Source organism: Arthrobacter alpinus, from assembly GCF_900105965.1.
In the GTDB taxonomy this organism is placed as follows: Bacteria; Actinomycetota; Actinomycetes; order Actinomycetales; family Micrococcaceae; genus Specibacter; species Specibacter alpinus.
On record NZ_FNTV01000002.1, the window covers coordinates 211,629 to 232,395 of the forward strand.

The 20,767-nt window shown below is 60.7% G+C and carries 20 protein-coding genes and 4 pseudogenes; 6 read left to right on the top strand and 18 right to left on the bottom strand.

Translation table 11 applies throughout. The features are described from left to right. The first annotated feature begins 113 nt into the window (after nt 1-113). Complete coding sequence (locus tag BLV41_RS20470; protein ID WP_211481678.1) at nt 114-1,373, top strand: MFS transporter; 1,260 nt, start codon at nt 114-116, stop codon at nt 1,371-1,373. Here the strand turns inward: BLV41_RS20470 and BLV41_RS20475 are convergent. Further along, nucleotides 1,370-1,741, bottom strand: coding sequence for an ArsR/SmtB family transcription factor (locus tag BLV41_RS20475; RefSeq protein ID WP_074713650.1), 372 nt, complete (start codon nt 1,739-1,741; stop codon nt 1,370-1,372). The two genes, BLV41_RS20470 and BLV41_RS20475, sit on opposite strands and share 4 nt — an antisense overlap. Nucleotides 1,742-1,834: 93 nt before the next feature. Here BLV41_RS20475 and BLV41_RS20480 point away from each other — a divergent pair, with 93 nt between their 5' ends. Beyond that, complete coding sequence (locus BLV41_RS20480) at nt 1,835-2,359, top strand: NAD(P)H-dependent oxidoreductase (protein ID WP_074713652.1); 525 nt, start codon at nt 1,835-1,837, stop codon at nt 2,357-2,359. 266 nt (nt 2,360-2,625) lie between these two features. Here the strand turns inward: BLV41_RS20480 and BLV41_RS20485 are convergent. Then, nucleotides 2,626-5,776 (bottom strand): annotated as a pseudogene (locus BLV41_RS20485) (Tn3 family transposase). A gap of 225 nt (nt 5,777-6,001) precedes the next feature. On the opposite strand from BLV41_RS20485, the gene BLV41_RS20490 reads away from it, so the two are divergent. Together BLV41_RS20490 and BLV41_RS20495 are read left to right on the top strand one after the other, a co-directional pair. After that, on the top strand, nt 6,002-6,604 hold the full coding sequence (locus BLV41_RS20490; RefSeq protein WP_074713654.1) for a hypothetical protein: 603 nt from the start codon (nt 6,002-6,004) through the stop codon (nt 6,602-6,604). Between the two features lie 463 nt (nt 6,605-7,067). Beyond that, nucleotides 7,068-7,349: pseudogene (locus BLV41_RS20495) on the top strand (DUF933 domain-containing protein); the annotation flags it as partial. A gap of 261 nt (nt 7,350-7,610) precedes the next feature. Here the strand turns inward: BLV41_RS20495 and BLV41_RS20500 are convergent. Genes BLV41_RS20500 through BLV41_RS20510 form a run of 3 tightly spaced genes read right to left on the bottom strand, consistent with a single transcriptional unit; the run spans nt 7,611 to nt 9,864 of the window. Continuing rightward, nucleotides 7,611-8,198: a hypothetical protein gene (locus BLV41_RS20500; RefSeq protein WP_074713656.1), complete on the bottom strand. Its 588-nt coding sequence runs from the start codon at nt 8,196-8,198 to the stop codon at nt 7,611-7,613. Nucleotides 8,199-8,240: 42 nt separating this feature from the next. Continuing rightward, nucleotides 8,241-8,618: an ArsR/SmtB family transcription factor gene (locus BLV41_RS20505; protein WP_211481679.1), complete on the bottom strand. Its 378-nt coding sequence runs from the start codon at nt 8,616-8,618 to the stop codon at nt 8,241-8,243. Continuing rightward, nucleotides 8,578-9,864, bottom strand: a complete 1,287-nt coding sequence (locus BLV41_RS20510; protein WP_074713659.1) for an MFS transporter — start codon at nt 9,862-9,864, stop codon at nt 8,578-8,580. The genes BLV41_RS20505 and BLV41_RS20510 overlap by 41 nt, the downstream gene beginning before the upstream one ends. A gap of 259 nt (nt 9,865-10,123) precedes the next feature. On the opposite strand from BLV41_RS20510, the pseudogene BLV41_RS20515 reads away from it, so the two are divergent. Continuing rightward, nucleotides 10,124-10,507 (top strand): annotated as a pseudogene (locus tag BLV41_RS20515) (SOS response-associated peptidase); the annotation flags it as partial. Nucleotides 10,508-10,773: 266 nt separating this feature from the next. On the opposite strand, the gene BLV41_RS22220 reads toward BLV41_RS20515, so the two are convergent. The 11 genes and pseudogenes from BLV41_RS22220 to BLV41_RS20560 form a co-directional block, all read right to left on the bottom strand. Further along, nucleotides 10,774-10,923: a hypothetical protein gene (locus BLV41_RS22220; RefSeq protein ID WP_170835542.1), complete on the bottom strand. Its 150-nt coding sequence runs from the start codon at nt 10,921-10,923 to the stop codon at nt 10,774-10,776. Nucleotides 10,924-10,939: 16 nt separating this feature from the next. Further along, complete coding sequence (locus BLV41_RS20520) at nt 10,940-12,259, bottom strand: Y-family DNA polymerase (RefSeq protein ID WP_170835543.1); 1,320 nt, start codon at nt 12,257-12,259, stop codon at nt 10,940-10,942. Between the two features lie 13 nt (nt 12,260-12,272). Next, nucleotides 12,273-12,650: a LexA family protein gene (locus tag BLV41_RS20525; RefSeq protein ID WP_074713662.1), complete on the bottom strand. Its 378-nt coding sequence runs from the start codon at nt 12,648-12,650 to the stop codon at nt 12,273-12,275. Between the two features lie 197 nt (nt 12,651-12,847). Then, complete coding sequence (locus tag BLV41_RS23120) at nt 12,848-13,267, bottom strand: ParB family protein (RefSeq protein ID WP_170835544.1); 420 nt, start codon at nt 13,265-13,267, stop codon at nt 12,848-12,850. Further along, nucleotides 13,264-13,767: a ParA family protein gene (locus BLV41_RS20535; RefSeq protein WP_139244527.1), complete on the bottom strand. Its 504-nt coding sequence runs from the start codon at nt 13,765-13,767 to the stop codon at nt 13,264-13,266. Before BLV41_RS20535 ends, BLV41_RS23120 begins: the two co-directional genes overlap by 4 nt. A gap of 337 nt (nt 13,768-14,104) precedes the next feature. Further along, a complete protein-coding gene (locus BLV41_RS20540) occupies nt 14,105-14,656 on the bottom strand; it encodes an aldo/keto reductase (protein WP_074713665.1) in 552 nt (183 codons plus the stop codon). Further along, nucleotides 14,619-14,726: pseudogene (locus tag BLV41_RS21860) on the bottom strand (recombinase family protein); the annotation flags it as partial. The pseudogene BLV41_RS21860 and the gene BLV41_RS20540, both read right to left, overlap by 38 nt. Before the next feature lie 66 nt (nt 14,727-14,792). Continuing rightward, complete coding sequence (locus BLV41_RS20545; RefSeq protein ID WP_074713667.1) at nt 14,793-15,398, bottom strand: DUF998 domain-containing protein; 606 nt, start codon at nt 15,396-15,398, stop codon at nt 14,793-14,795. Further along, nucleotides 15,395-15,841, bottom strand: a complete 447-nt coding sequence (locus BLV41_RS20550) for a MarR family winged helix-turn-helix transcriptional regulator (protein WP_074713668.1) — start codon at nt 15,839-15,841, stop codon at nt 15,395-15,397. Before BLV41_RS20550 ends, BLV41_RS20545 begins: the two co-directional genes overlap by 4 nt. 222 nt (nt 15,842-16,063) lie before the next feature. Next, complete coding sequence (locus tag BLV41_RS20555) at nt 16,064-16,666, bottom strand: recombinase family protein (RefSeq protein ID WP_074713669.1); 603 nt, start codon at nt 16,664-16,666, stop codon at nt 16,064-16,066. A gap of 210 nt (nt 16,667-16,876) precedes the next feature. Then, nucleotides 16,877-17,290, bottom strand: a complete 414-nt coding sequence (locus BLV41_RS20560; protein ID WP_074713671.1) for a winged helix-turn-helix transcriptional regulator — start codon at nt 17,288-17,290, stop codon at nt 16,877-16,879. An 81-nt stretch (nt 17,291-17,371) separates the two neighbouring features. Between BLV41_RS20560 and BLV41_RS20565 the strand changes: the two genes are divergently transcribed. Beyond that, nucleotides 17,372-18,169, top strand: a complete 798-nt coding sequence (locus BLV41_RS20565; RefSeq protein ID WP_074713672.1) for an NAD(P)H-binding protein — start codon at nt 17,372-17,374, stop codon at nt 18,167-18,169. A 447-nt stretch (nt 18,170-18,616) separates the two neighbouring features. Here the strand turns inward: BLV41_RS20565 and BLV41_RS20570 are convergent, their stop codons facing one another. Together BLV41_RS20570 and BLV41_RS20575 are read right to left on the bottom strand one after the other, a co-directional pair. After that, on the bottom strand, nt 18,617-19,813 hold the full coding sequence (locus tag BLV41_RS20570) for an MFS transporter (RefSeq protein ID WP_074713674.1): 1,197 nt from the start codon (nt 19,811-19,813) through the stop codon (nt 18,617-18,619). After that, nucleotides 19,810-20,703 (bottom strand): NAD(P)-dependent oxidoreductase, encoded by an 894-nt coding sequence (locus BLV41_RS20575; RefSeq protein WP_074713864.1) that lies wholly within the window; start codon nt 20,701-20,703, stop codon nt 19,810-19,812. The genes BLV41_RS20570 and BLV41_RS20575 overlap by 4 nt, the downstream gene beginning before the upstream one ends. Nucleotides 20,704-20,767 lie beyond the last annotated feature (64 nt).

The following is a 20,767-nucleotide window of genomic DNA, read 5'->3' on the forward strand; positions in this document are numbered from 1 at the left end:
TTCCCCCGGAGCTGAGGGACTCAACTTATCAGTAGTTCGTATTAAATCGTACGAGTTCGACTATTTTCGTAACGTGATATGTTCGATAATACTCGTACAAGATCTGAGGACGCATGAACAACATCGCGCACCAAACACATACGCCACAAAATCCCCAAACAGCCAAACCGACAACTCCCCACACCCGTGCCCCGAAGCGCCAGAACCTGGCGATGCTCCTCGCGGCTTCGCTCGTGACAGCGGTCTTCGCACTATCAAACTCGCCAACACCGCTCTATGTGCGATGGCAGGCTCAACTAGGGTTCTCCGCTGGCACCCTGACACTGGTTTTTGCGGCCTACATCGTCGGCCTGCTGTTGACCCTCCTGGTGGCTGGACAACTCGCCGACCAGATTGGTCGCAAGCCCGTACTTATCCCCGGCCTGGTGTTGGCAATTGTGGCCTGCGTTCTCTTCGCCACGGCCGAGACAGTTCTGGTACTTGGCATTGCTCGTTTCCTCACTGGCGTCTCCGTGGGCGTCATTGTGTCGGCCGGGATGGCCGCTGTGGTCGACCTGGCCGCCAATGAGCGCAAGAGGCAAGCATCGCTCGCAGCCTCCGTCGCCATGGTTCTAGGCGCCGGCCTCGGCCCATTGTTGGCCGGGATCTACGCGCAGCTGCTGCCCAATCCGGTCGTACCGCTCTTTGTCACCGAACTCATTGTGCTCACGGTGGCCCTGGTCATCGCGATCGTCTTGCCGTTGAAACAGCATCACACCACGCAACCAGCCACTAGAGACCGGCGCTGGCGACTACCTAGCGTGCCTCGGGAGTACCAGATTCACGTCTTGCTCGGCATTGCGGTATTCGCGCCCGGCATTACCGCAACCTCGTTCGTATTGTCACTGGGACCCTCGGTTCTGTCGACCCTGCTCGGCATCACGAGCCCCCTCATTGCCGGCGGCATGGCCTGCGCCATGTTCCTCGCCGCGACCGGTGTGCAATTTGCGGTTGCACGGTTCTCCATTCGCACGATCTTCCTGCTCGGAGCGTCGGCCACGATGCTGGCAATGGGCTCATTGATCCTCGCTGTTACGGCCTCGCTATCGGCAATCCTTGTCCTCTCAGCGGTCTTGGCCGGAATCGGCCAAGGGCTCGGGCAACTGGGCGGATTGACCCTTATCGGCACCCGAGTGCCCGGCGTCCACCGCGCCCAGGCAAACTCACTGCTAAACATCGGTGGCTACATCCCGGCCGGGATCATCCCAGTGGCCACCGGATTCCTCATCGACGGCATCGGTCTGGGGGCCGGCGCCACCGGGTTCGCCATGGTGCTTGTTGCGGCCGCCGCAGCAGCATTCATGTTCGTCGCCCGAGAACTACCCAAAGCCTAGGACCGAGCTATCCAGGCCACGACCAAATCGAGCAGCCCAGGGAAACGAGCGTTGAGGTCCGCGGTGCGCACCCGGCTACGCCGTTCCAATCCGTACTGGCGCTGCCGGATCAGGCCTGCCTCACGGAGGGCCTTGAAGTGGTGAGTGAGCGATGACTTCGGGCGATTGAACCCGAACCAGCTACAGGAGTGATCGTAGCTCTCGGACTCCAAGAGGAGTTTCTGGATAATGGTCAGCCGTAGCGGCTGCGATAGCGCACCGAAAATAGCTTCAAGACGAATGTCATCAAGTGACGGTTCCGGAAGCGGCTCAGGCAAGAACTCTGGCGCGTCAAAAGCATCCGCCCGGAAACTGGATATCGGTAACATGGATGCAGCCTACCAGAAGTTCGAAAAAACTCGGACAGCGCACTAGTGTATCTGGTGCACGCCCCACACCACTCACCCAGAAAGCACCATCATATGAACACCCTCGTGATCATTGCCCACCCCGACCTGTCAACCTCCACCATCAACGCGGCCTGGGTTGAGGCCCTGCGCGAGAGTGGCCAGGTCACCGTTCACGCCCTCTACGAGGAGTACCCCACCGGGCAGATTGACGTAGCCCGGGAGCAGCGACTACTGGAACAGCACGACCGCATCATTCTCCAGTTTCCGTTCCGGTGGTACAGCAGCCCTTCCCTGCTGAAGTTCTGGCTGGATGTCGTGCTGGAGCGCGGGTGGGCCTATGGGCCAGGCGGCACGGCTCTGCAACATAAAGAGCTCGGCGTGGCCGTCTCCACCTGGTCCACGCGGAGCGATTACGAAGTTCCCGGTCCCTACAACCGAACCCTCGACGAGCTCACCAGCCCCTTCGAGGTGACCGCCAAGCGGGTCGGCATGAGCTACCTCCCCGGGTTCTTCCTCACTGGCGTGGGCCGGGTAACCGCCGCAGGCCTCACCGAAAATTCCGCTCAGTACGTCCAGCACGTATTGGGGTTTGAGTAGGATCCGTGCTGCCATTGGCGCTAGGCGGGGTCTGGCTTGTCCTGAATGCATCTCTGGTCTATCGCACACGATCGTTTGCAATAGAGTGCCATTGCCATAGTTCGGCTACTCATCCGCTGCGGTTTCCGTGTTCGGGTCACGTAAGGGCCGCAGACTGAACCGTCCCGGCTTTGATGCCGCTATCTTCTGTGAGAAAGATAGTGACTATGCCTAAGCAATTTCTCCTTGAATCCCGTGTTCGTGCCGTGTCGATGACTATTGATCGTTTATGGGACCCATTTCGTGGACTCCTCGTCGACATCATGTGTTGGGTCTCTGAACGGTCGAAGAGTCTTGGGTGTATTGGTCGTTGAGAAGGTGTAACGGCCGAGTTCATTGACGTGGGCGTGCCCGAGGGGTGAGAGCCTGGCGATGTCTTCATCGCGAATCTGCCGCCCCTGTGTGCGCAGCTCGTCGATGGCCGCGTTGAGGTAGCGGGTGTTCCACAGTGCAATCGCGTTCACCACGAGGCCAAGTGCGCCAAGTTGATCTTCCTGGCCTTCTCGGTAGCGCTGGTGAAGTTGGCCTCGTTTGCCGCGGAAGACCTTCCGGGCCAGCCTGTGTCTAGATTCCTGAACCGTTGTCTGGGTATTGACGCCGCGCCTGTGGGTGTCATCAATGGGGTCGACCATGGCTAGAAGGTGAAGAGTCTTTGGTATCCGCCCATACTCGGCGAAGGCCTGGCCCAACGGGGTGGGCCTTCCGTCGCGTCCAAGCATTTTCAGCACGTCATAGGCCCGGACCTGGTGGGTCACGAGTGCTCCAACAACACGAAGCATGTCTGGCCAGTGAGTTTCGACCTTGCCCAGGTTGACCTTGTGCCGGGCGATATCATTGAGGGGACCATAATCGGAGACGGGTTCGGCCGGCCATTGTGCGCGCCAATATCTTGTGTCGCCGATGTCTGAGATCCGCGGAGAGAAGCGGTATCCGAGCATGCTGAACAGTCCGAAGACCATGTCGGAGTACGATGCCTCGTCCGTGGCGATGATGTCTGGTTTCGGGCCGCCGTCAAGATTCAGCAACACGTCGAGGATGTGAAGGCTATCTCTGGGTGTGCCGGTGACGATTTGCGCCCCGATCCCGACGACCTGGTCGTTGACCGCGTTCAGTCAGGTGATACCGCGTTTGTAGCCGAAGTACTTCGGTGACGGGCCAGAGCTTATCGTCCGGACCGGGACAACGAACCTGAGCCCATCGACGGAGGCCAGCAGCCCACCACCCCAGTGTTGGACGATCGACACTTTTCTCTGGGCTTCGATGAGGGCAGCGTTCGCGGCTGCATGCGTCTCGGCCCGCACATAGTTCTGATCAACATGAGAGAGCCTGGCGCGAGTCAAAGCCTCCCTGGCCGGGTCCGTGACCGGAACCAGACCGACGTTGCACCCTTCAGCGATCAGGAGAGCAGCTACCGACATTGCTAAGTCCCGCACCCGCGTACCGGCACCGGAGACATGGACATAGGCATCGAGAAAACCAGTCCAGGAATGGACTTCCAACAACAAATCTGGCAAGTCGATCCGTGGGAGCATCGCCGCAGTCACAGCCCGTAGTGCGAGCAGGCTCGCAGGGATATCGAGTGCATCGAGCCGCTCGACCGAGAGGCGCATCCTTCCTTCGGCGCCAGGAACAAGGCTGATCGATGAGTCGGTTCCTGCTTCATGAAGCCGGTCTGCTGTCTGACGCCAAGTTGCATCGAGTGCGTCCACCAGAGTAGAAAGGTGCGTTTTGACCGGAGTACCCAGGCCCAAACTGCCCAGAATCTTCGGCTTGGACTTGGCCCAGGCGGCGCCTTCAAGTAGCTGTGCCCGTGGATCACCCCAGCGATGTGAACACGTCGCAAAAACATCGCGTACCCGCAACGCTTTGTAGAGTTGCTCGAGTACACAAACAACGTAAGCATCTCGATCTACCGTCCCGGGCGGCAGATCAGGATTGCAAAGAACGGCTCTACGCCAGGCTTGCGGGACCAACGATGGATCGATTTCTTCTGGAAACAACGGTTTGATTCGGGTCCTACGCGCGGCCAGCTCCGGCAACACCTTGACCGCTTCCAAGACGGTCTCGCCGGCGGGGGCGGCCGCAAGTGAGGCTGTTGCTGCCAGTAACGTCAAGAACGGTCGAACCGTGCGGTACTTCTCCGCCAAAGCGACGCGAATAGCCGTCTCTGCGCTGCCGTCATCGTCAGGGACCAAGCCCGTCACGATCGTCAGGGACCAAGCCCGTCACGATCGTCACGGCGTCCAAAATCTGGGCTCTTGAGGCGACCTTGCCCAGAGAAGCCCGCACCACTCCCACATCCAGTTCGAGGTCGCTGGCGGCCACAGCATCCAGCACCAACAACAACTCCTGGTTAACCAATGCCAATAGTCGGGAGGCACGTTCCAATCGAGGCAACGATGCCAGCCGATTGCTATCGGCAGCCTTCCGTGAAGGATTAATCAACTTGGTGGACATCAACAATGCGAATAAATCAAGAACATCATCCACCGCCACCGCATCCAGATGCCGCACCAGAGCCAGAAGTGTTCCCGTACGCCGAGGCTCGGACAAACCCTGCAACGTCGCAGCCTTACTCGCCATCCCATACCTCGCCAGAGCAGCAATCCGGTTCGAGGGAACGCCAGAACAATCAGCATCCCTGGCACGCAGAGCTTCCAACTCCATGGCCCGACCCAAAGCAGACACCAACGCAGGACCCGTCACGCGGGTCGGTGATTGTTTCCATCTTTCCAGCTCCGAAAAACGGCTCCCTTCCGGCACTCTTAAGGACCTGAGTAAACGTCCCGGCAGCTGCGGGTCAACATTGTCGGCCGCGCCTGCCAGAAGCCCGCAGACCATGTCGGCAACATCAGCCCTGACCTTCAAGACCATCCGGCTCAGCACCGTAATACCCGGGAGTAACACCTGATGGCTTCGCAGCCACCCCACTGCATGATCAAACAACGCAGCCGGGCCCTCTGCATGAACCCAAGCACGATCCTCCAAATATCGACGAAAATCACTCATCGGTCCGTCATCATCAAGGGCAGAAAATCCATAAGCCTCCTGGATTTCCCAAGCATGCTCGAACGCCGTCATTGATCTTCGCTTGTAGTTCTTAACACACGAGGGATCACCAACCCCGATCTGCTCAGCCAAGTGCTCGACCACCGGCCACGGAACATCCAACGGATCCTCAAGAAACACCCCAAGAAAACGTACTGTCGTGATCTGCAAAGCGAATCCAAGCCTGTTGTTGTCCCCACGACGCTTAGCAATCAAAACCGGGTCTTCATCATCCAGAAAGAAGTACCGCTCCAAATCAGGCCTCGCCGGCACACCTTGAAAACGACCATACCCAGTCACCTGAGCCTCTGTCAGGAAATCTGAAGCCATACAACAGATCGTACAGACCCACAAAAGTGCTTAGCGCTAACGGCTGTTCAGTTCCTACTCAACCCCGGACTACGATCCTCGCCGCCTGGCCACGAGCCGGCGTGTTGACCGAACGGAGAAGCCGTGAACGCCGGAGACTTCACGATCACAAGCTGGCTGTCGAGACAAGCGCGGTGCATGTCGTGAGTCTTGGCTGACCAGCTCGGCCACCCGTAGGCTGGGTGCATGGAAACACACGTCAGCGATGCGGTCCGCGACGATCCGGTGTTGGCAGCGGATGAACGGTTTGTGTACGAACGCCGCTCGGTCCTGATCTACTGGATTGTCGCAGCTCTCGGCGCGGCGATGGTGTTGTTCGGTGCGTTCGGGTTTCGGATCATCGGCGCCTGGGCCGCGTCGGGCGGAGATGAGACCGGTCGCGTCGCCGTACCCGTCGTCGTTATGATCGTCGGCGCGTGGTTGCTGTTCGCTGGTCTCAATACCGTTCGAGCCGAACGAGCCCGTTGGATTGTGAGGGCGACAGGCGAGCGGCTGGTGTGCCGCCGCTGCCCGCAGCCTGGATCCGAGGTCGACGCGGACGCCCTCTGGAACCGGTTCGCGAAGGTTCGCCACCGCGGGACCCCACCGTATGTGCAAGGTGGGCTCCGCGGACCGATCAAGCTCAGAGGCTATCTGGACGACAAAGCGCAGAAGGTGTATTTCACCATCATCCGCACCGATCAGGACGGCACTCGCGCGTGGCCTCTCCTTGAGCTTGAGGGGGCCGAGGCAGTGCGTTTCGTTCCGCTGGATCGGAGCGGCGCCGATCCAGCCGGCATCAGTTTCTGATCCTAGGAATGGCCGGCCTTGGGCGACCACGACTCTCGCTTGGGGGTTTTGATACAGACGCCTGGACCGTGTCCATGTCTGGGGGATCATGTCGAAGTCAAGTGATGCATTGCTCGCGTGGGTTGAGAAGGCGGATGCCTTGCCCGACGGCGAGAAAACGGTTCCGGCCGATGCGAAAGACATCGCTGCCGGGTTCGCAGCGCTGAGCGCCGATGACCAAGCTCGGTTCCTGCACCTCCTCCACGAGCGATCGGTGGTGGCCCGTCTTGAGCTTGTCCGCGCTATCGCGAAGAAGACGGACCCCGACCTGCTGCGGTTCCTCTCACCCCTGGGATGGGAACACATCAACCTCACCGGCGATTTCACCGGCCACGCACCAACAAGATCAACCCCGGCAAATACAGGCCGCTACGGCGCCCGACAAAACCTAACGTCGGATATGTTATTTTTTCACAAGCCACCCCGAGTAGGTTTCGATACCCTGGGCCTGCAGACTTACCTCACCGCCGGTCCCAAAGAAACTCGTGTCTGGACCATCCACCGCGGAGACACGGCTCCTCGGGCTGCAGGCGTCATCCACACAGACTTCCAGCGCGGATTCATCAAGGCCGAGGTAGTATCCTTTGAGGATCTCATCGACGCCGGTTCCATGGCTGAGGCGAAGTCCCGCGGCAAGGTCCGCATCGAAGGCAAAGAATACGGAATGGCCGACGGCGACGTGGTGGAGTTCCGGTTTAACGTCTAACGTTATGGACGCTGCGACGACGCTCGAGACGTTGCGCGTTCCGCCCGGCAATCGCTGGGAGCCCTGAAGAGCGATCGAGTGCGGAAGACTGAAGTGTTGAACTACTTGAACACACCCCGTTGGGCAATGAAGCCCGCCATTCGAGCGATCTGGACCCGCACGGCCGAATCACCGATGTGGATCGCATCAGCAATTTCCAAGTATGTGAACGAACTTGATCGCGTCGCTGTACGCCAAGCGTCGCTCACCACATTTCATCGGTCAAAAGCTTAGCGTCGGATATTCCACTTTTTCACAAGCCACCGCACTCAGGACTACAAGCCGAGTGTGCACAGGAAGTGGCCGGGGCTGTATCTGCGCGGCGAGGGGGCGTAGCCAGGCAAGGAGTTGCCACAGCGCCGCCTCACCATGGGCCAGAATTAGGGCGGTCAAAAACACGGCCAGGATGTGGGCGGAGACCATGAGTGCGCCACCGAGGTCTTGGCCCATGTGGTGGGTGGCACCGGCAACGGCACCCAGTGAGCTGCAGTCCGGGACGACATTGGTGTGGTGGCCGTGGTGTGTGGCCATGCCCGAGGCTGTGCAGTGTCCGGTGACGCCGTGGAACAGGCTGAACACGCTATGCAGCAGGCCTTGACCTGCGCCCAGGGTCAGGGCCATGGCGGGCAGGGTGATGCGGCGACGGGATAGAAGTGTGACCGGGACCAGGATCAGTGCGGCCAGCAGAGCCAGGACGGCTAGCGGGGGCAGTGAGCCGCCTGCAGCTGGGTGGGCGGCGACGGCCAGGCCCAGAACTGCCGTGGTGACGAGCAGGGCACGCGGAAGACGCAGGGGTGCATGAGCTGCCATGATCCCGTCTTCCTGTGTGCCGGTGCTAGTACGTGGTGGGTGTTAGTTGTGGAGGGGTTCGCCGGTCAATTGGTGGTCGGCGTGGTTGATGGTTTCCCGGATCAACCGCACCAGGTGACCATCACGCAGGGAGTAGATCACGTTGCGGCCCTCTTTGCGGGTATCTACCAGGCCGCTATGGCGCAGCTTGGCCAGATGCTGGCTGGCCACGGTGCGGGGCACACCGGCAGCGGCGGTCAGTTCTGAAACAGTCTTGGGTCCATCGGAGAGTTGCCAGAGCAGGTGCAGGCGCGTCGGTTCGGCCAGCATCCGCAACGTCGCTGCTGCGGCGTCCAGGAGTTCGGGGCCGGGCTCGACTTCATGGACGAGCGAGGGGGATTCAGTGGCCGCGCTGCGCACGCTCTCCGGTTGACTGCTCAATGGTCACTTCCTCAGTTTCTACAGCTGGGGCATCCGTCAGGGAATGGCGGGGCCAGGACAGGAATGCACCTGCACTACCTATCATCGCAATAAAAGTCAGTGCCAGCGCAGCCGGCCCCAATCCAAAGGCGGCACCGATCCACCCGGCCAGCGGGTAGGTGATGATGTAGCAGGCGTGTGAGAGGGAAAACTGGGCCGTGAAAACGTACGGTGCGGTTTCCTCCGTGGAGGCATTGCGCAAAAGCCGGGAGGACGGCGTCAGGATCGTGGAATTGCCTGCACCGAGCAGGAACCACAACCCCAACAACCACCACCACTGCCCAGGCCCGGGCGGCAGGAACGTCAGGACGGTGGCCCCAGCCAACACAACAGGCAGCAAAGCGGCGCCGGTGAGCATGACCACCCGGTCACCGAAGCTATCCAAGAACTTGGGCGCGCAGAGTGCGACGATCATCGAGCCAACCCCGAAGCAGGCCAGTGCCAGGGCAAGATCGGTTGCGGGACGGTGCAGGGTTTCACGGACATAGACAACCGTGTTGACCAGCACCAAGGCGGTGGGGGCTGCGACCACAAGATTGAGGGCCAGCAAGGACCGAAGGCGCCGGTTCCGCCAGAAAATGCGGGTTCCCAGCGTGGTCCGGTGCCACAACGAGGTCTGCACCCCTGCAGCTTGCTCGGTTCTTGGCAACCGGGTGAACATCACCATCGAGGCGGAGAACAGGAATCCGACCACGGTCCCGAGGAACAGGTTGTTGTAACTGATCACCGTCAACAGCAAGGCCGCCAAGGCCGGGCTGACCAAGGCTTCCATGTCATAGGCCAACCGTGACAGGGACAATGCTCGCGTGTAGTCTCGCTCGTCCTTCAACACCTGGGGAATCAAGGATTGGAACGCCGGGGTGAACGTGGCGGAGGCGGACTGCAGCACGAAGATCAACACATAGATCTGCCATGTTTCGGTAATGAACGGCAGGCACAAGGCCATGCCCGCACGGAGCAGGTCGGCACCGATCAACACCGGCTTCTTCGGCAGCCTGGCCACCAGCGCATTGATGACCGGGGCGAATCCGACATAGGCGGCCATCTTCACCGTCAACGCCGTGCCCATCACGGCGCCGGCATCCTTGCCGGCCAGGTCAAACGCCAGCAAACCCAGCGCCACCGTCAACAACCCGGTGCCTACCAAGGCCACTACTTGGGCGGAAAACAGTCGCCGGTACGTCGTATTTTTCAGAACAGAAAGCATCACAGTAACCAATCGAGTGCATAGGTGCGTACTTATGCACTCATAGTAGCTCGTTTCCTGCCCCTCCAGACGCTGTTCCCATCCGGCATGCCCCTGGATGCTGCCCACGGCAGCGCCCAGTTTCACCCCTTGGCGACGTCAACGACTTTGAAGAACAGGAGAAGATAACCACGGCTCCACAAGCGCCGAACGAACCAATGACGCACTCTAAGACGCTAAAGACTGCGCCAAACGAGTACCGGATAACCCGGCCGATTTCTACTATGAGTGGCACACAGAGGGCAAGACCAAGACTCCGTATGCGATCCACTCCCCTGGGGATGAGATCCTGGCGTTCGCCGGCTTGTACACCTGGTGGCCGGACAAGTCCCTGCCAGAGGACCATGAGGACTACTGGACGCTGACGGCCACGATCCTGACACGCGCAGCGGTCGGAGAAGTGAGCCAGCTCCATGACCGCACCCCCGTGACGTTGCCACCCAGTTTCTGGGACGAATGGTTGGACGCTGACCAGGACGGGGACCAGACATTGATGGACGCCGCCGTGGCTGCGGCTACGCCAGTGGCCGAGGCCCTGCAGTTTCACCAGGTGGGCCCCCTCAAGGGTGACGGGCCCGAACTGGTGGAGCCTCTTAGCTCGTAAGCCTGGGTGGTTTCGTTCTTGGCCCCCTGTCCACAGGTGCACGGCAAAAGATATTCCTCCGGTCTTTTCCCGCACACAGGATGGACAGCGGGACCCAAAGGGCGGCTGCACACAACGCTCACATCATCTTGGGCGTGGAGGATCACCAGGGGTTTGCGAGAGATGTGTACAGCCTTACAACGTCCTTACGGTGGTCACTTCATGATTCCTTTCCTTGGCGTAACTACCTTGGTTTCTGAGACTTCCATTCGGCCCCACACGGAACATTAGCGCTGTACTCGTACGTTGATGATGCTCTGCCCTTCCGGCGCATTGCTGCGCAGCTGGGCGAAGCCCGCGGCGTAGTCCTTTGCCTCAACTTCAGTGGTGGCAAAGGTGTTGCCGTCGAGGGTTTCGACGGTGGCGATGATGATCATGGGCAATTTTTATCCTTCACGAGGCTTTGACGAGTAGGAGCTCGTCCCAGTGGGTGGTGTATCGCGGTGAGAGCATGTCGCGTTTCATGGACCAGTCTGGCCCTCCCCGGACGCCGGCACTTCCAAGGCCGATACTCCCCCGCCCGTACTTCTTGGACACGGATTCAAGCAGCGTGCCGATGCCGCGTTCCTCGTGCAGGTTCTCAAACAACTCCAGCGGTGATTGGTTACCGGTGGGGCGCAGGTCGGTGACCATGATCCCGGCCCGGACGTATTTCACACCTTCATAGATCCGTTCGCACAGGCTGTTGGCGGCCTTGTGGAGCAGTACGGGATCCGCGGTGGGCATCGGCAGCGGAACACACACCGAGGGATAGGAGATGTTGTCCTGGTTGTAGTGGGATGTTCCGGCAAAGGCGGTGAGCACCTTGGCTTGGAGGCCGTGCTTTGCCAGGCGGGCACTGGCTTGTTGGGCGTAGACGCTCATGACCTGTCCCATGTCCGCGGCCGTGGTCACGGGGGTTGAGAAGGAACGGGAGAAAATGAGTTGGTCCCGACCCACTCGTTCCTCTTCCATGGGAATGCAGGGAGTGCCCTGAAGCTCCAACACGGTACGCATCAACACAACCGAGAAGCGATCACGGATCATCACGGCGTTGGCGTTCTTCAAATCCAGAATGGTGTGGATGCCCATGGCATTCAACCGGCGAGTTAAGCGCGCGGCCACTCCCCACAGCTCCACCACCGAAAGCCTGGACATCAGCCCGTCCCGCACGCCTTCGGGGATGGATTCCCAGTGACACACACCACCGAAGTCAGAATTATTTTTAGCGAGACGGTTTGCAAGCTTGGCCAGGCCTTTCGTTCGCGCGATTCCGACGCATACGGGGACGCCGACGTGCCGGCGGACAGCATCCTTGATGGTGCGTCCAAGCTGGCGCATCTGCACCGGTGTGCCGTTCACACCCAGGAAGGCCTCATCTATCGAGTACACCTCGACCCACGCACTGTAGCGTCCCAACAGTTCCATGACCCTAGAGCTGATGTCACCGTAGAGCTCGTAGTTGCTGGAGAGTGCCACCAGCCCCCAGGCTTTGGCGCGGGGTGCGAGCTTGAACCAGGGCTCCCCCATGGGGATCCCCAGCGCTTTCGCCTCGGCGGTGCGGCTGACCACGCAGCCGTCATTGTTGGACAACACCACGACGGGGACGCCTTCAAGGGACGGGTTGAAGGCTCTCTCTGCGCTGGCGTAGAAGGAGTTCACATCGACGTGAGCAATGTAGTCACTGCCGGGCATCAGGGCCGGGCCTGAGGGGTCAGCGATGCGGATACGCATCGAAGCACCTGGCCTAGTGCCGGAGGTCGTGCAGGCAGGTCTCAGCCACTGCCCAAATCTGCAGGGCGGATTCGTCGGGCACTTGAATGTCCGGGTATTTGGGGTTCTCCGCATGGAGGACCACTCCCCCAGCTTTCAGCTGCAGGCGCTTGACGGTCAGCTCACCGTCCAGGATGGCAATCACGATTGACCCATCCCGAGGAGTCAGAGCCCGATTGACGATCAGCTCGTCACCATCACTGATACCGGCACCCTCCATGGAATCCCCACTCACCCTCACCACGAAGGTGCTGGTGACGTCCTTGATTAGGTGTTCGTTGAGGTTGATCCGGCCGTCGAAGTAGTCCTGTGCGGGCGATGGATACCCACATGCCACCGATTCGCCCACCATCAAAGGGTGTTGCGCCGCAACCGTAGAGGGCAACCCTACCGCAACAAAATTCGAAACATGAGCCATGACACACCATTTACTAGAACAAAAATCTTATAACGCTAGTGTAGGCCCGACCCCCGACATTGAAAATCAGCAGGATTGTGAATGATTACTAGCTTTACAGTCTTTACTGTCTTTGCCTGTAAAGCTAGTAATCATACCTTTCGGCCAGGGGGCAGTTTCTCATTGCTGGTCTTGAAAGGCTCTCCGTCGTTGTATTTCTTCTGCCGTTTGTTGGCCTCAGATAGGACCGCGTTTGCAATGAAATTTGACCATGTGCGGTCGCCTTCCAGCCCTCCTGTTGCCTTAAATGCAGCCTTTGCTCGACCAAGATCAGTTGGATCCATGTAGAACGTGACCTGCTGAGGTTTGGCCTCAGCGTCCCCTTTGGGAACTGTGGCCTGCGTTGGGCCCGAGGACTGAGCCACCGTTGCGGGTCGCTCCAACTTTGCCGGAGTGGATGCCTCTCGGGTTGTTGGTGCCGGCTGAGCCGTCCTGTTAGCTTTCACAAGGCTCTGAACGGGGGTTGGCCGCCGAGGAGGAAGACCAATCGGTTCTCGTACTGAATCGGTCATGATGCGTTCCTTTCCTCGGCCTTCAAAAGCCTGGCTACCAGTTCTTGCGTTATCTGGTGAAGATCTTCTGCGACATTGCCGGCGGAGCGAGGCTGGTTGGCAACACCCTGGGCCGTGCCATTGAGCACGTCATACCATTTAGGTCCGGCCTTGACCTGTTGCTCAAGCTCGTGGACCAAGACGCCCTTCTCGCGGGCTGCCTGAGCCGTTGCCTCTGCGTAGCGGACTGTGCCACTGAAAAGCACATCATGGGTACCAAAGGCCTCCGCAATCGCCTCCCTTGCGACGCGTTGGACATTTGTCGCTGAGGAAGTGGTGGCCGTGACGACGACGCCAAGCAGATCGAGGTCAGGGTTCACGTCAAGGACTGTATCCAAGCGCTTCGCTACACCAAGAAGACCTTCACGTCCGCCTTTATCAGTCTTCGTGGGAACAATGACGAATGCTGCGGCGCCCAGGGCCGCCACTTGCAGGGGTTCATTGCCCGGGGGGGCAGTCAATGAAAATTGCGTCGTAGTCGCGGGGTCTTGGTAGTAATGGAGACGGATTGAGCGCTAAGCCTGCATTGGCCCTTTGCCGGTGGGGCGCCTTCCGGTACTTTCTTTGTTGAGGTGGCCGTAGATCGTGGGGAGCGGGACCTGCAGCAGGGAGCGATTCGCTGAACAGTGTGATTCCCCTGCATCGTAGAGATGCTTTGGCGCCGCTGGCATGGTCGATGTAGATATTGTCAGGGAGACCCCCGCACGTATCAGGGCGTCTACCTGATGGTCCGGGTTCTGGGCTGCGGTGGAAACACGTCTGTGACTTGCGGCGGTATCTGGCTGCCATCTAGTGGCACTAAATGTCACGGCCAGCTGGGTCGGGGTCCGAGGTGGTCAGTTCGGCCATTGTCGCGTCGTCGAGTGTGACCTGACTTGCGGCGATGTTGTCGTAGAGGTGGCCGAGCTGGCGTCCGCGGTTGTGGACACATGCGAGAGCGATCTGGGCGGGCGTTATGCCGATCCACTCAGACGCCGCGAACAGGCGCGCTGCCCAATCCGTTCCCATGTCACCGTGACCCATTGGAGAGTGGGCCACGAGAGTAATGTCGTGCTGTTGGAGCAACGGCAGGATCGACTCGACCATACGTCCCGACAGCGACCATGCCTCTTGGACTGCTGCGAAGGGATGCGTCGCCTGAGCTCGTCGAATGTCCTCGGCGGTCACGTTCGACAAGCCCAATAATCGAATCTTCCCGGCCTGCCGAAGCTCCGCCATCGCGCCGATGGTCTCCTCGATCGGTGTATCGTCACTGCGATGGTGCAGGTAGTAGAGATCGATCGTTTCAACGCCTAATCGTCTGAGGCTTCCTTCGACCGGTCGTGGTCGCGGGGTCGATCCCGTCCGCAATGGATCGGAGGTTCACGCCGCGGTCGCGTAGCAGATTCACGGTGTTCAGGACATCGATCAACGATCGGCCCGCGCCGGTGTGGATTGGAGTCGATCCGAAGCTCTACTCAGCATCTTTGCCTCTATCGATTCGTAGTCACGACGTGGCGAGCATTGCGATGGCGACGGTGATGTAGAAGAGCGTCACGGACAGGATGAAGATTCGCTCCGCGATGCCAAAGACGTAGCGCCGAGCCTGTCGGATGACGAGGGCGGCCACGAGAACGATGAGCGACACCAGGGCAATCCACGACAGGGCGACCAGGGTGGTGCCCCAGGGTTGCGGGCTCGCATCCTGGAAGAGCCGGCCGAAGTTGCCCATGCAGGCGTAGCTGAGCGCAAACCACGCGATCGCGGCCAGCATGTGCAACCGCCCGATTGTAGTGGCATGTGTCCCCTCGACATCGGTGGGGAGAAACGGCAGCACGATGAAGATCGCGGCGAGAGCGAGCAGGCAGGCGACAACTCCCGTGAGATCCTTCCAGTCGGGGAACGCTACCAGCGTCGCGAGGGCGAGCACGCCCCAGAAGGCGGCGGTGATCCACGTCATCACACTGCTGAGGGTTCGCGTGCGTCCTACGGCGTAGTCGCTGACCGCGTGCTCGACGATGTTGTAGTCGCTGCGCACCAGATGCAGGGCGACGAACACCACCAGGCGCGCCACGCCGAGGACAAGTGCTGTGATGGCAAGACCAGTAATCATGATTCTTCTTTCCTTGAAGTCGGGATGGTGGGCCGCACGGTGCGGACCTCGTCGTGCAGAGCACGAATCGTCTCGGCGAGATGGTGCGGATCGAGCCCGATAGCCACCGCGTTGTCATCCAGGGACGACCCGAGCATCACGCTGCACCCGGCGAGTACCGTGGCGCCGGGCTCGGTGATACTCAGGCTCCGGACGTTGCCTGCACCGGATGGCGCTCCGTCCACGATCAGCCCAGCGGCAAGCAGCGAGCGGACGATTCCGCTGCCTGCGGCCTCCGTCACCCCGAGAGCCTTGGCCAGGTTCCGACCCGTGAGTCCTGGGTGCTCGGAGACGATGACGAGCGCGACGTACTTGTTGTAGCTCAGCCCCTTGGGCCGCAGCTTCCGCTCCGCCCACTTGTCGAGTGTGCGGACGAGGTCGTGCAATTCATACGCCAGATCCATATAAGTAACTTAATGACTTAAGGTACTTGAATGCAAGACACCCACGAATAGATCACGCCGCTCGCTCACTATCGAGAAAACGGGGGCCGTCCGCGGGTTCGCCAGTTGCGGTGTGGCTCATCATGCGTTTAGCCGGCTGAGGGGACTACCGACTCGTCGCGGACGCCGAGCCATTCCAACGGCCATCAAGGGGTCTTGGTAGTAATGGGGACGGATTGAGCGCTAAGCCTCCAGGGTCGCTTTGGCAGTGGGGCGCCGTCCGATGCTTGGCTTGTCGAGGTGCCCGTAGATGGTGGAGCGCGGGACCTGGAGGAGGTCGGCGATGCGTTGGACAGTATGGGTCCCTGCGTCGTAGAGCTGCTGGGCGTGGTGGGCCTGGTCGGGCGTCAGCTTCGGGCGTCTTCCCCCTGCTCGCCCGCGGGCGCGGGCGGCGGCGAGTCCGTCGCGGGTGTTGGCGACGATGAGTTCTCGTTGGAGTTCGGCCAGGACGGAGAGCATTCCGAACATCGCACGCCCTTCCGCGGTCGTGGTGTCGATGCCTTGCTCAAGGACACGTAATCCCACACCACGCTCCCGGAGGGCCGCACCGAGGGTCACCAGGTGGAGCACCGAGCGTCCGAGCCTGTCCAGGCGGGTGATGACCAGCTGGTCGCCGGCGCGGTTGGCCGAGGCGAGGGCCTTGTCGAGCTCGGGCCTGCTGGCCTTGGCACCGCTGGCATGGTCGAGGTAGATGTTTGTCGGGTCGACACCGGCGCGGGCCAGGGCATCCGTTTGGTGGTCAGGGTTTTGGTCCGCGGTGGAGACCCGCGCGTATCCGATCAACATGTGTCGATAATATCGGTGCTGCATGGTTTGACGACGTTGAATCTCGGCACGGGTTTTCGACATTGTTTCAGCGGCATGTTGTCGCCAGGTGTCGTTTTCAGAAGTCGTCTGCACAAATTTCAATACTCGTCTGCACAACTCCGGTGCGTCCGTATGTGGAACGCTTACCGGGACTGATTTCGGCTGCCTGCTGTCCATCGGCAATTGGAGCTAGTGGATCGTATGGTCCGGGTTGGCGGCATCGTAGTCGGCGCGGGAGGTCGCGATATCGTCGCGGTGTGCGAGAGACCAGTCTGCAAGTTGCTTCACCAGGTGGGTGAGGCTGGACCCGAGGTCGGTGAGTTCATAGCTGACTTGTGCCGGGACGGTCGGGAAAACGGTCCTGGTGACCAGCCCGTCACGTTCGAGTCGGCGGACCGTGAGGGTGAGCATTCGTTGAGAGATGCCGTCGATGGCGCGTTGCAGTTCCCTGAACCGCCGGATGCCTGAGGCGAGTTCGACAATCACCAGGACCGACCATTTGTCACCAACTCGGGTCAGCACGTCCCTAATGCCGCAGTCCGGATGGTCTTCCTTTCCGCAAGGTTCGAGCAGTGCGGTTACTTCCATGTGCCCCTGTGACATCAAAGTGCCTCCTTGTGCGTTCTCCAGTGGTTGCTGATGATGATCTTAGTTACTTTTCAGAACCACGGTAAGGAATGCTTCATGATCTTAGTTACCGGTGCTTCGGGCCAGCTTGGCAGTGCCATCGTCGAATCCCTGAAAGTGGCAGGCGTGCCTTTGATTTCGGGGACACGCAGTCCTGTTGTTGGGTCCAGTGATCGATATGTGGATTTTGACGACCCTGGCACCCTTGATTTCACTGGCGTTGAAACTTTAGTGCTCGTTTCTGCAGGCTATGCAGAGGATGACGTTGTCATTGCCCGCCATGAACGTGTTGTCACGGCCGCTCAGCGCGACGGGGTGCAGCACCTGATTTATACGAGTCTGGCCACCGCTGGTGACCATCTGGGCTTTGCGCTGGCACACCGTTGGACCGAGCGCCGTATCCAGGAAAGCGGCGTGCAGTGGACGATCCTACGCAATGGGATCTACGCCGATCTGTTCGGTGCTTTGATGGCACCGGATGACGGCGTCATCACCTCACCGCTGGGCAAGCATGGTGTGGCCGTTGTGACCCGGGGCGATCTGGCAGCGGCGGCCGCTATTGTGGCGAGTAACCCCAAGGAACACGCTGGAAGGATCTACGACCTGGTGGGATCCCACGCGGTCACGGCCGAGGAGGTTGCCCGGTACGCAGGACTTCCCTACAAGCCTGAATCCCTGGATGTACGACGAAAGACCCTAAATACCAGCGGCTTGCTGCCGTTTCAGCCAAGCATGCTGCTCTCGCTGTACTCATCCGCTGCACACGGATTCCTGAAAGGTACGGGCAGCGATCTGGAACAACTTCTTGGTCGGCCGCTGACGGACACGGTCCCGGTCGCGGCAGGAACACTGTAATAGCAACAAGAACAATTGAGGTGAGGAAGTCCGCACCAGCCGGACGATCCATGGAAAGTTCCTTGCCCGAAAGCGGAACGCTCTACGGGACGGCTCACGCGCTTGGATGGGTGCTCAGTGAAGGAGCATGCCCATAGGCGCAGGTCGTATCCCTGCCTTTCAACTAACGCGAAAAGTAGCTGCGTCAGGACGGGGCTTCTTTCTGCTCTGCCTGTCAATTTTATTGGCGGTCCTTCAGATTGATCCAGCCCGCCAAGGAAAGCAAAGAACCCCGCGGATGATCCACAGGGCTCTTGCCTCGGTTTCCAGCAATTGCTGGAGATCGGGTCTTTGAACACAGCCTCGTACCTGGGCGCATTCAACGTAGGTAGCTGGGATGCCCGACGCGGAAATGCTTCCTCCGCGAATCACGCAGTCCGCGTCCGATCCAGCTCATCGACCCTAGTATCAGCTTCCGGGCCTGCGGTGTCCGCTGGGGAATGCGGCGCGTCGCGCGATCACGATGAGCAGGGCGAGTGCCGCCAGCGCAGCCGCGGTCCATGCCAGGGTCGGGGTAGTGGTCGCGGCGAGCATGATTCCACCGACGACTCCGCCGCCGGCGACCGCGAGGTTGAACACGGTCACGAACACCGACTGTGCTGCATCGGTGTGATCACCCGCGCGGTCGGCTAGTGCGGTCTGCAGGAGAGCGGGTGCACCGCCGAAGCTGAACCCCCAGACGGCCACGGCCGCTCCAATGACGAGCACTCCGAGAGCGGGACCGGTGAGGGTGAGGCTCGCGATCGTCATTAAGACGAGCGCGCCGAGGGCAGCGGAGCGCAAGGCTCGGTCGATGATGACGCCGGTCGCTGTGATGCCGAGGAATGAGGCAACGCCGAAGATCGCAAGCCCGATTTCTAGGCGCAGCCCAGTTCCGTCGAGCAGCGGGGCGATGTAGGTGTAGAGGATGTTGTGGGCGAGCACCCACACCAGGCCGACGGCCAGTACGGCACGAATGCCCGGTAGCATCACGACGCGACTCAGCGGGGTGCGGATTGCCACTGCCTGGCCGGGAACATCGGGAACCGACGCGGCGATCCAGATCGTCAGCGCGACCGCGGCGACGGAGATCGCGACGAACACCCATCGCCAATCGACCAGCGATCCGGCCAGCGCACCAAGCGGCACCCCAGCAGCCAGCGCGATGGGCTGCCCGATCCCCATGGCGGTCAGCGCCCGCCCCTGCTGGGCGGGGTTCACCATCTGGCGAGCATACCCAGGTAGCACCCCCCATGTCAGGGCGGCTGCCGCTCCGGCGACGACGCGTGCGATGAGGATGAGCGGATACCACGGTGCGATCGCGGTGATGGTATTGAAAACCAGTAGCCCTGCCACTGCCGCCAGCAGCACCTTCTTGCGGCTCATTCGTCGTGTTGCGGCGACCAGCGGGATCGCAGCCACGACCGATCCGATCGCATAGAGGGTGACCAGCTGGCCTGCGGCGGACTCGGAGATGCCGAGGCCTGCGGCGAGCTGCGGGAGCAGGCCCGCAGGGATTGTCTCGGTGAAGATCGCTAGGAATCCGGCCGCCGAGAGTGCGAGCAATGCCGCCCAGGGCAGCCGGGGTGGAGAGACGACGACTGTCGTGTCGATGGCCGCGCTCACTTGTCGGTCTCGGAGAGGTCGCGGCGGCGCTGGAGGTAGGCGAGTGAGGCCCAGTCATCGCGTTCGTGCCCCGTATCGACAGCCTCAGTCAGCAGCTCGGAGAGTAGATCGGCCACGGGCAGTCGCAGTGCGGTCGATGCGGCCTGCGCGCGGGCGAGGTCGACGTCCTTACGTCCAAGTACTGGGGTGAACCCCGCGGGTGTGTACTTCTCTGCGGCGATGAGCCCGCCGTAGTTCTTGTAGACAGGGCCGGGTGTGATGGTCGACGTGAACAGCTCCACCACGGTGCTGGCATCGATGCCCCCACGCTCGGCGATGCTGACCGCCTCAGACATGGATTGGATCGCTGAGGCGATGAGCACCTGCCCGGCGACCTTGACTACGTTCGCTCGCTGCGGCTCGGTCCCGACCGGCCACGTGCGTGCGCTGATCGCGTCCAACAACGGCTGCACCCGCTCCACGAGCTCGGCCTCGCCGGCTGTGACGATGTTGAGGTTTCCCGCCTGGGCCACCGGCACACCGCCGAACATCGGTGCCGCGACATAACCGACGCGCTTTTCGGCATGCCGTGCGGCGGCCTCCTCGGCCAGGGCAGGGCTTATCGTGGCGAAATTCACGTGCACCGCTCCCGCAGGGGCTGCCGCGAGTGCCCCGCTGTCGAGGATCACCTCACGCACCGCCTGGTCGTCGGCCAGCACAGAGAACACGACCGGCGAGGAGACGAACACCTCTCGAGCATGAACTACGTCGACAGCGCCGGCTTCTAGCAGCGAAGCGAGCTTGGCGTGGTCGCGGTTCCATACCGCCACCCTGTACCCAGCATTAATGAGGTTGCGCGCGATCGCCGCGCCCATCCCTCCGGTACCGACCACGGTCACATCAACAACCATTTCCTCCACCTTCCCATTGGAACCTGTTCAAGCGGTTCCATCGTAGCATCGACTATCTAGGTGG

Bases quoted from the DNA above. Each gene is read 5' to 3' on its own strand.
- BLV41_RS20510 (WP_074713659.1), bottom strand. From the start codon at position 9,864: ATGCTTTCTGTTCTGAAAAATACGACGTACCGGCGACTGTTTTCCGCC.
- BLV41_RS20565 (WP_074713672.1), top strand. From the start codon at position 17,372: ATGATCTTAGTTACCGGTGCTTCGGGCCAGCTTGGCAGTGCCATCGTC.
- BLV41_RS20575 (WP_074713864.1), bottom strand. From the start codon at position 20,703: ATGGTTGTTGATGTGACCGTGGTCGGTACCGGAGGGATGGGCGCGGCG.
- BLV41_RS20470 (WP_211481678.1), top strand. From the start codon at position 114: ATGAACAACATCGCGCACCAAACACATACGCCACAAAATCCCCAAACA.
- BLV41_RS20555 (WP_074713669.1), bottom strand. From the start codon at position 16,666: ATGTTGATCGGATACGCGCGGGTCTCCACCGCGGACCAAAACCCTGAC.
- BLV41_RS20475 (WP_074713650.1), bottom strand. From the start codon at position 1,741: ATGTTACCGATATCCAGTTTCCGGGCGGATGCTTTTGACGCGCCAGAG.
- BLV41_RS20550 (WP_074713668.1), bottom strand. From the start codon at position 15,841: ATGGATCTGGCGTATGAATTGCACGACCTCGTCCGCACACTCGACAAG.
- BLV41_RS20490 (WP_074713654.1), top strand. From the start codon at position 6,002: ATGGAAACACACGTCAGCGATGCGGTCCGCGACGATCCGGTGTTGGCA.
- BLV41_RS20520 (WP_170835543.1), bottom strand. From the start codon at position 12,259: ATGCGTATCCGCATCGCTGACCCCTCAGGCCCGGCCCTGATGCCCGGC.
- BLV41_RS20480 (WP_074713652.1), top strand. From the start codon at position 1,835: ATGAACACCCTCGTGATCATTGCCCACCCCGACCTGTCAACCTCCACC.
- BLV41_RS20560 (WP_074713671.1), bottom strand. From the start codon at position 17,290: ATGTCACAGGGGCACATGGAAGTAACCGCACTGCTCGAACCTTGCGGA.
- BLV41_RS20545 (WP_074713667.1), bottom strand. From the start codon at position 15,398: ATGATTACTGGTCTTGCCATCACAGCACTTGTCCTCGGCGTGGCGCGC.
- BLV41_RS23120 (WP_170835544.1), bottom strand. From the start codon at position 13,267: ATGACCGATTCAGTACGAGAACCGATTGGTCTTCCTCCTCGGCGGCCA.
- BLV41_RS22220 (WP_170835542.1), bottom strand. From the start codon at position 10,923: ATGATCATCATCGCCACCGTCGAAACCCTCGACGGCAACACCTTTGCC.
- BLV41_RS20500 (WP_074713656.1), bottom strand. From the start codon at position 8,198: ATGGCAGCTCATGCACCCCTGCGTCTTCCGCGTGCCCTGCTCGTCACC.
- BLV41_RS20525 (WP_074713662.1), bottom strand. From the start codon at position 12,650: ATGGTGGGCGAATCGGTGGCATGTGGGTATCCATCGCCCGCACAGGAC.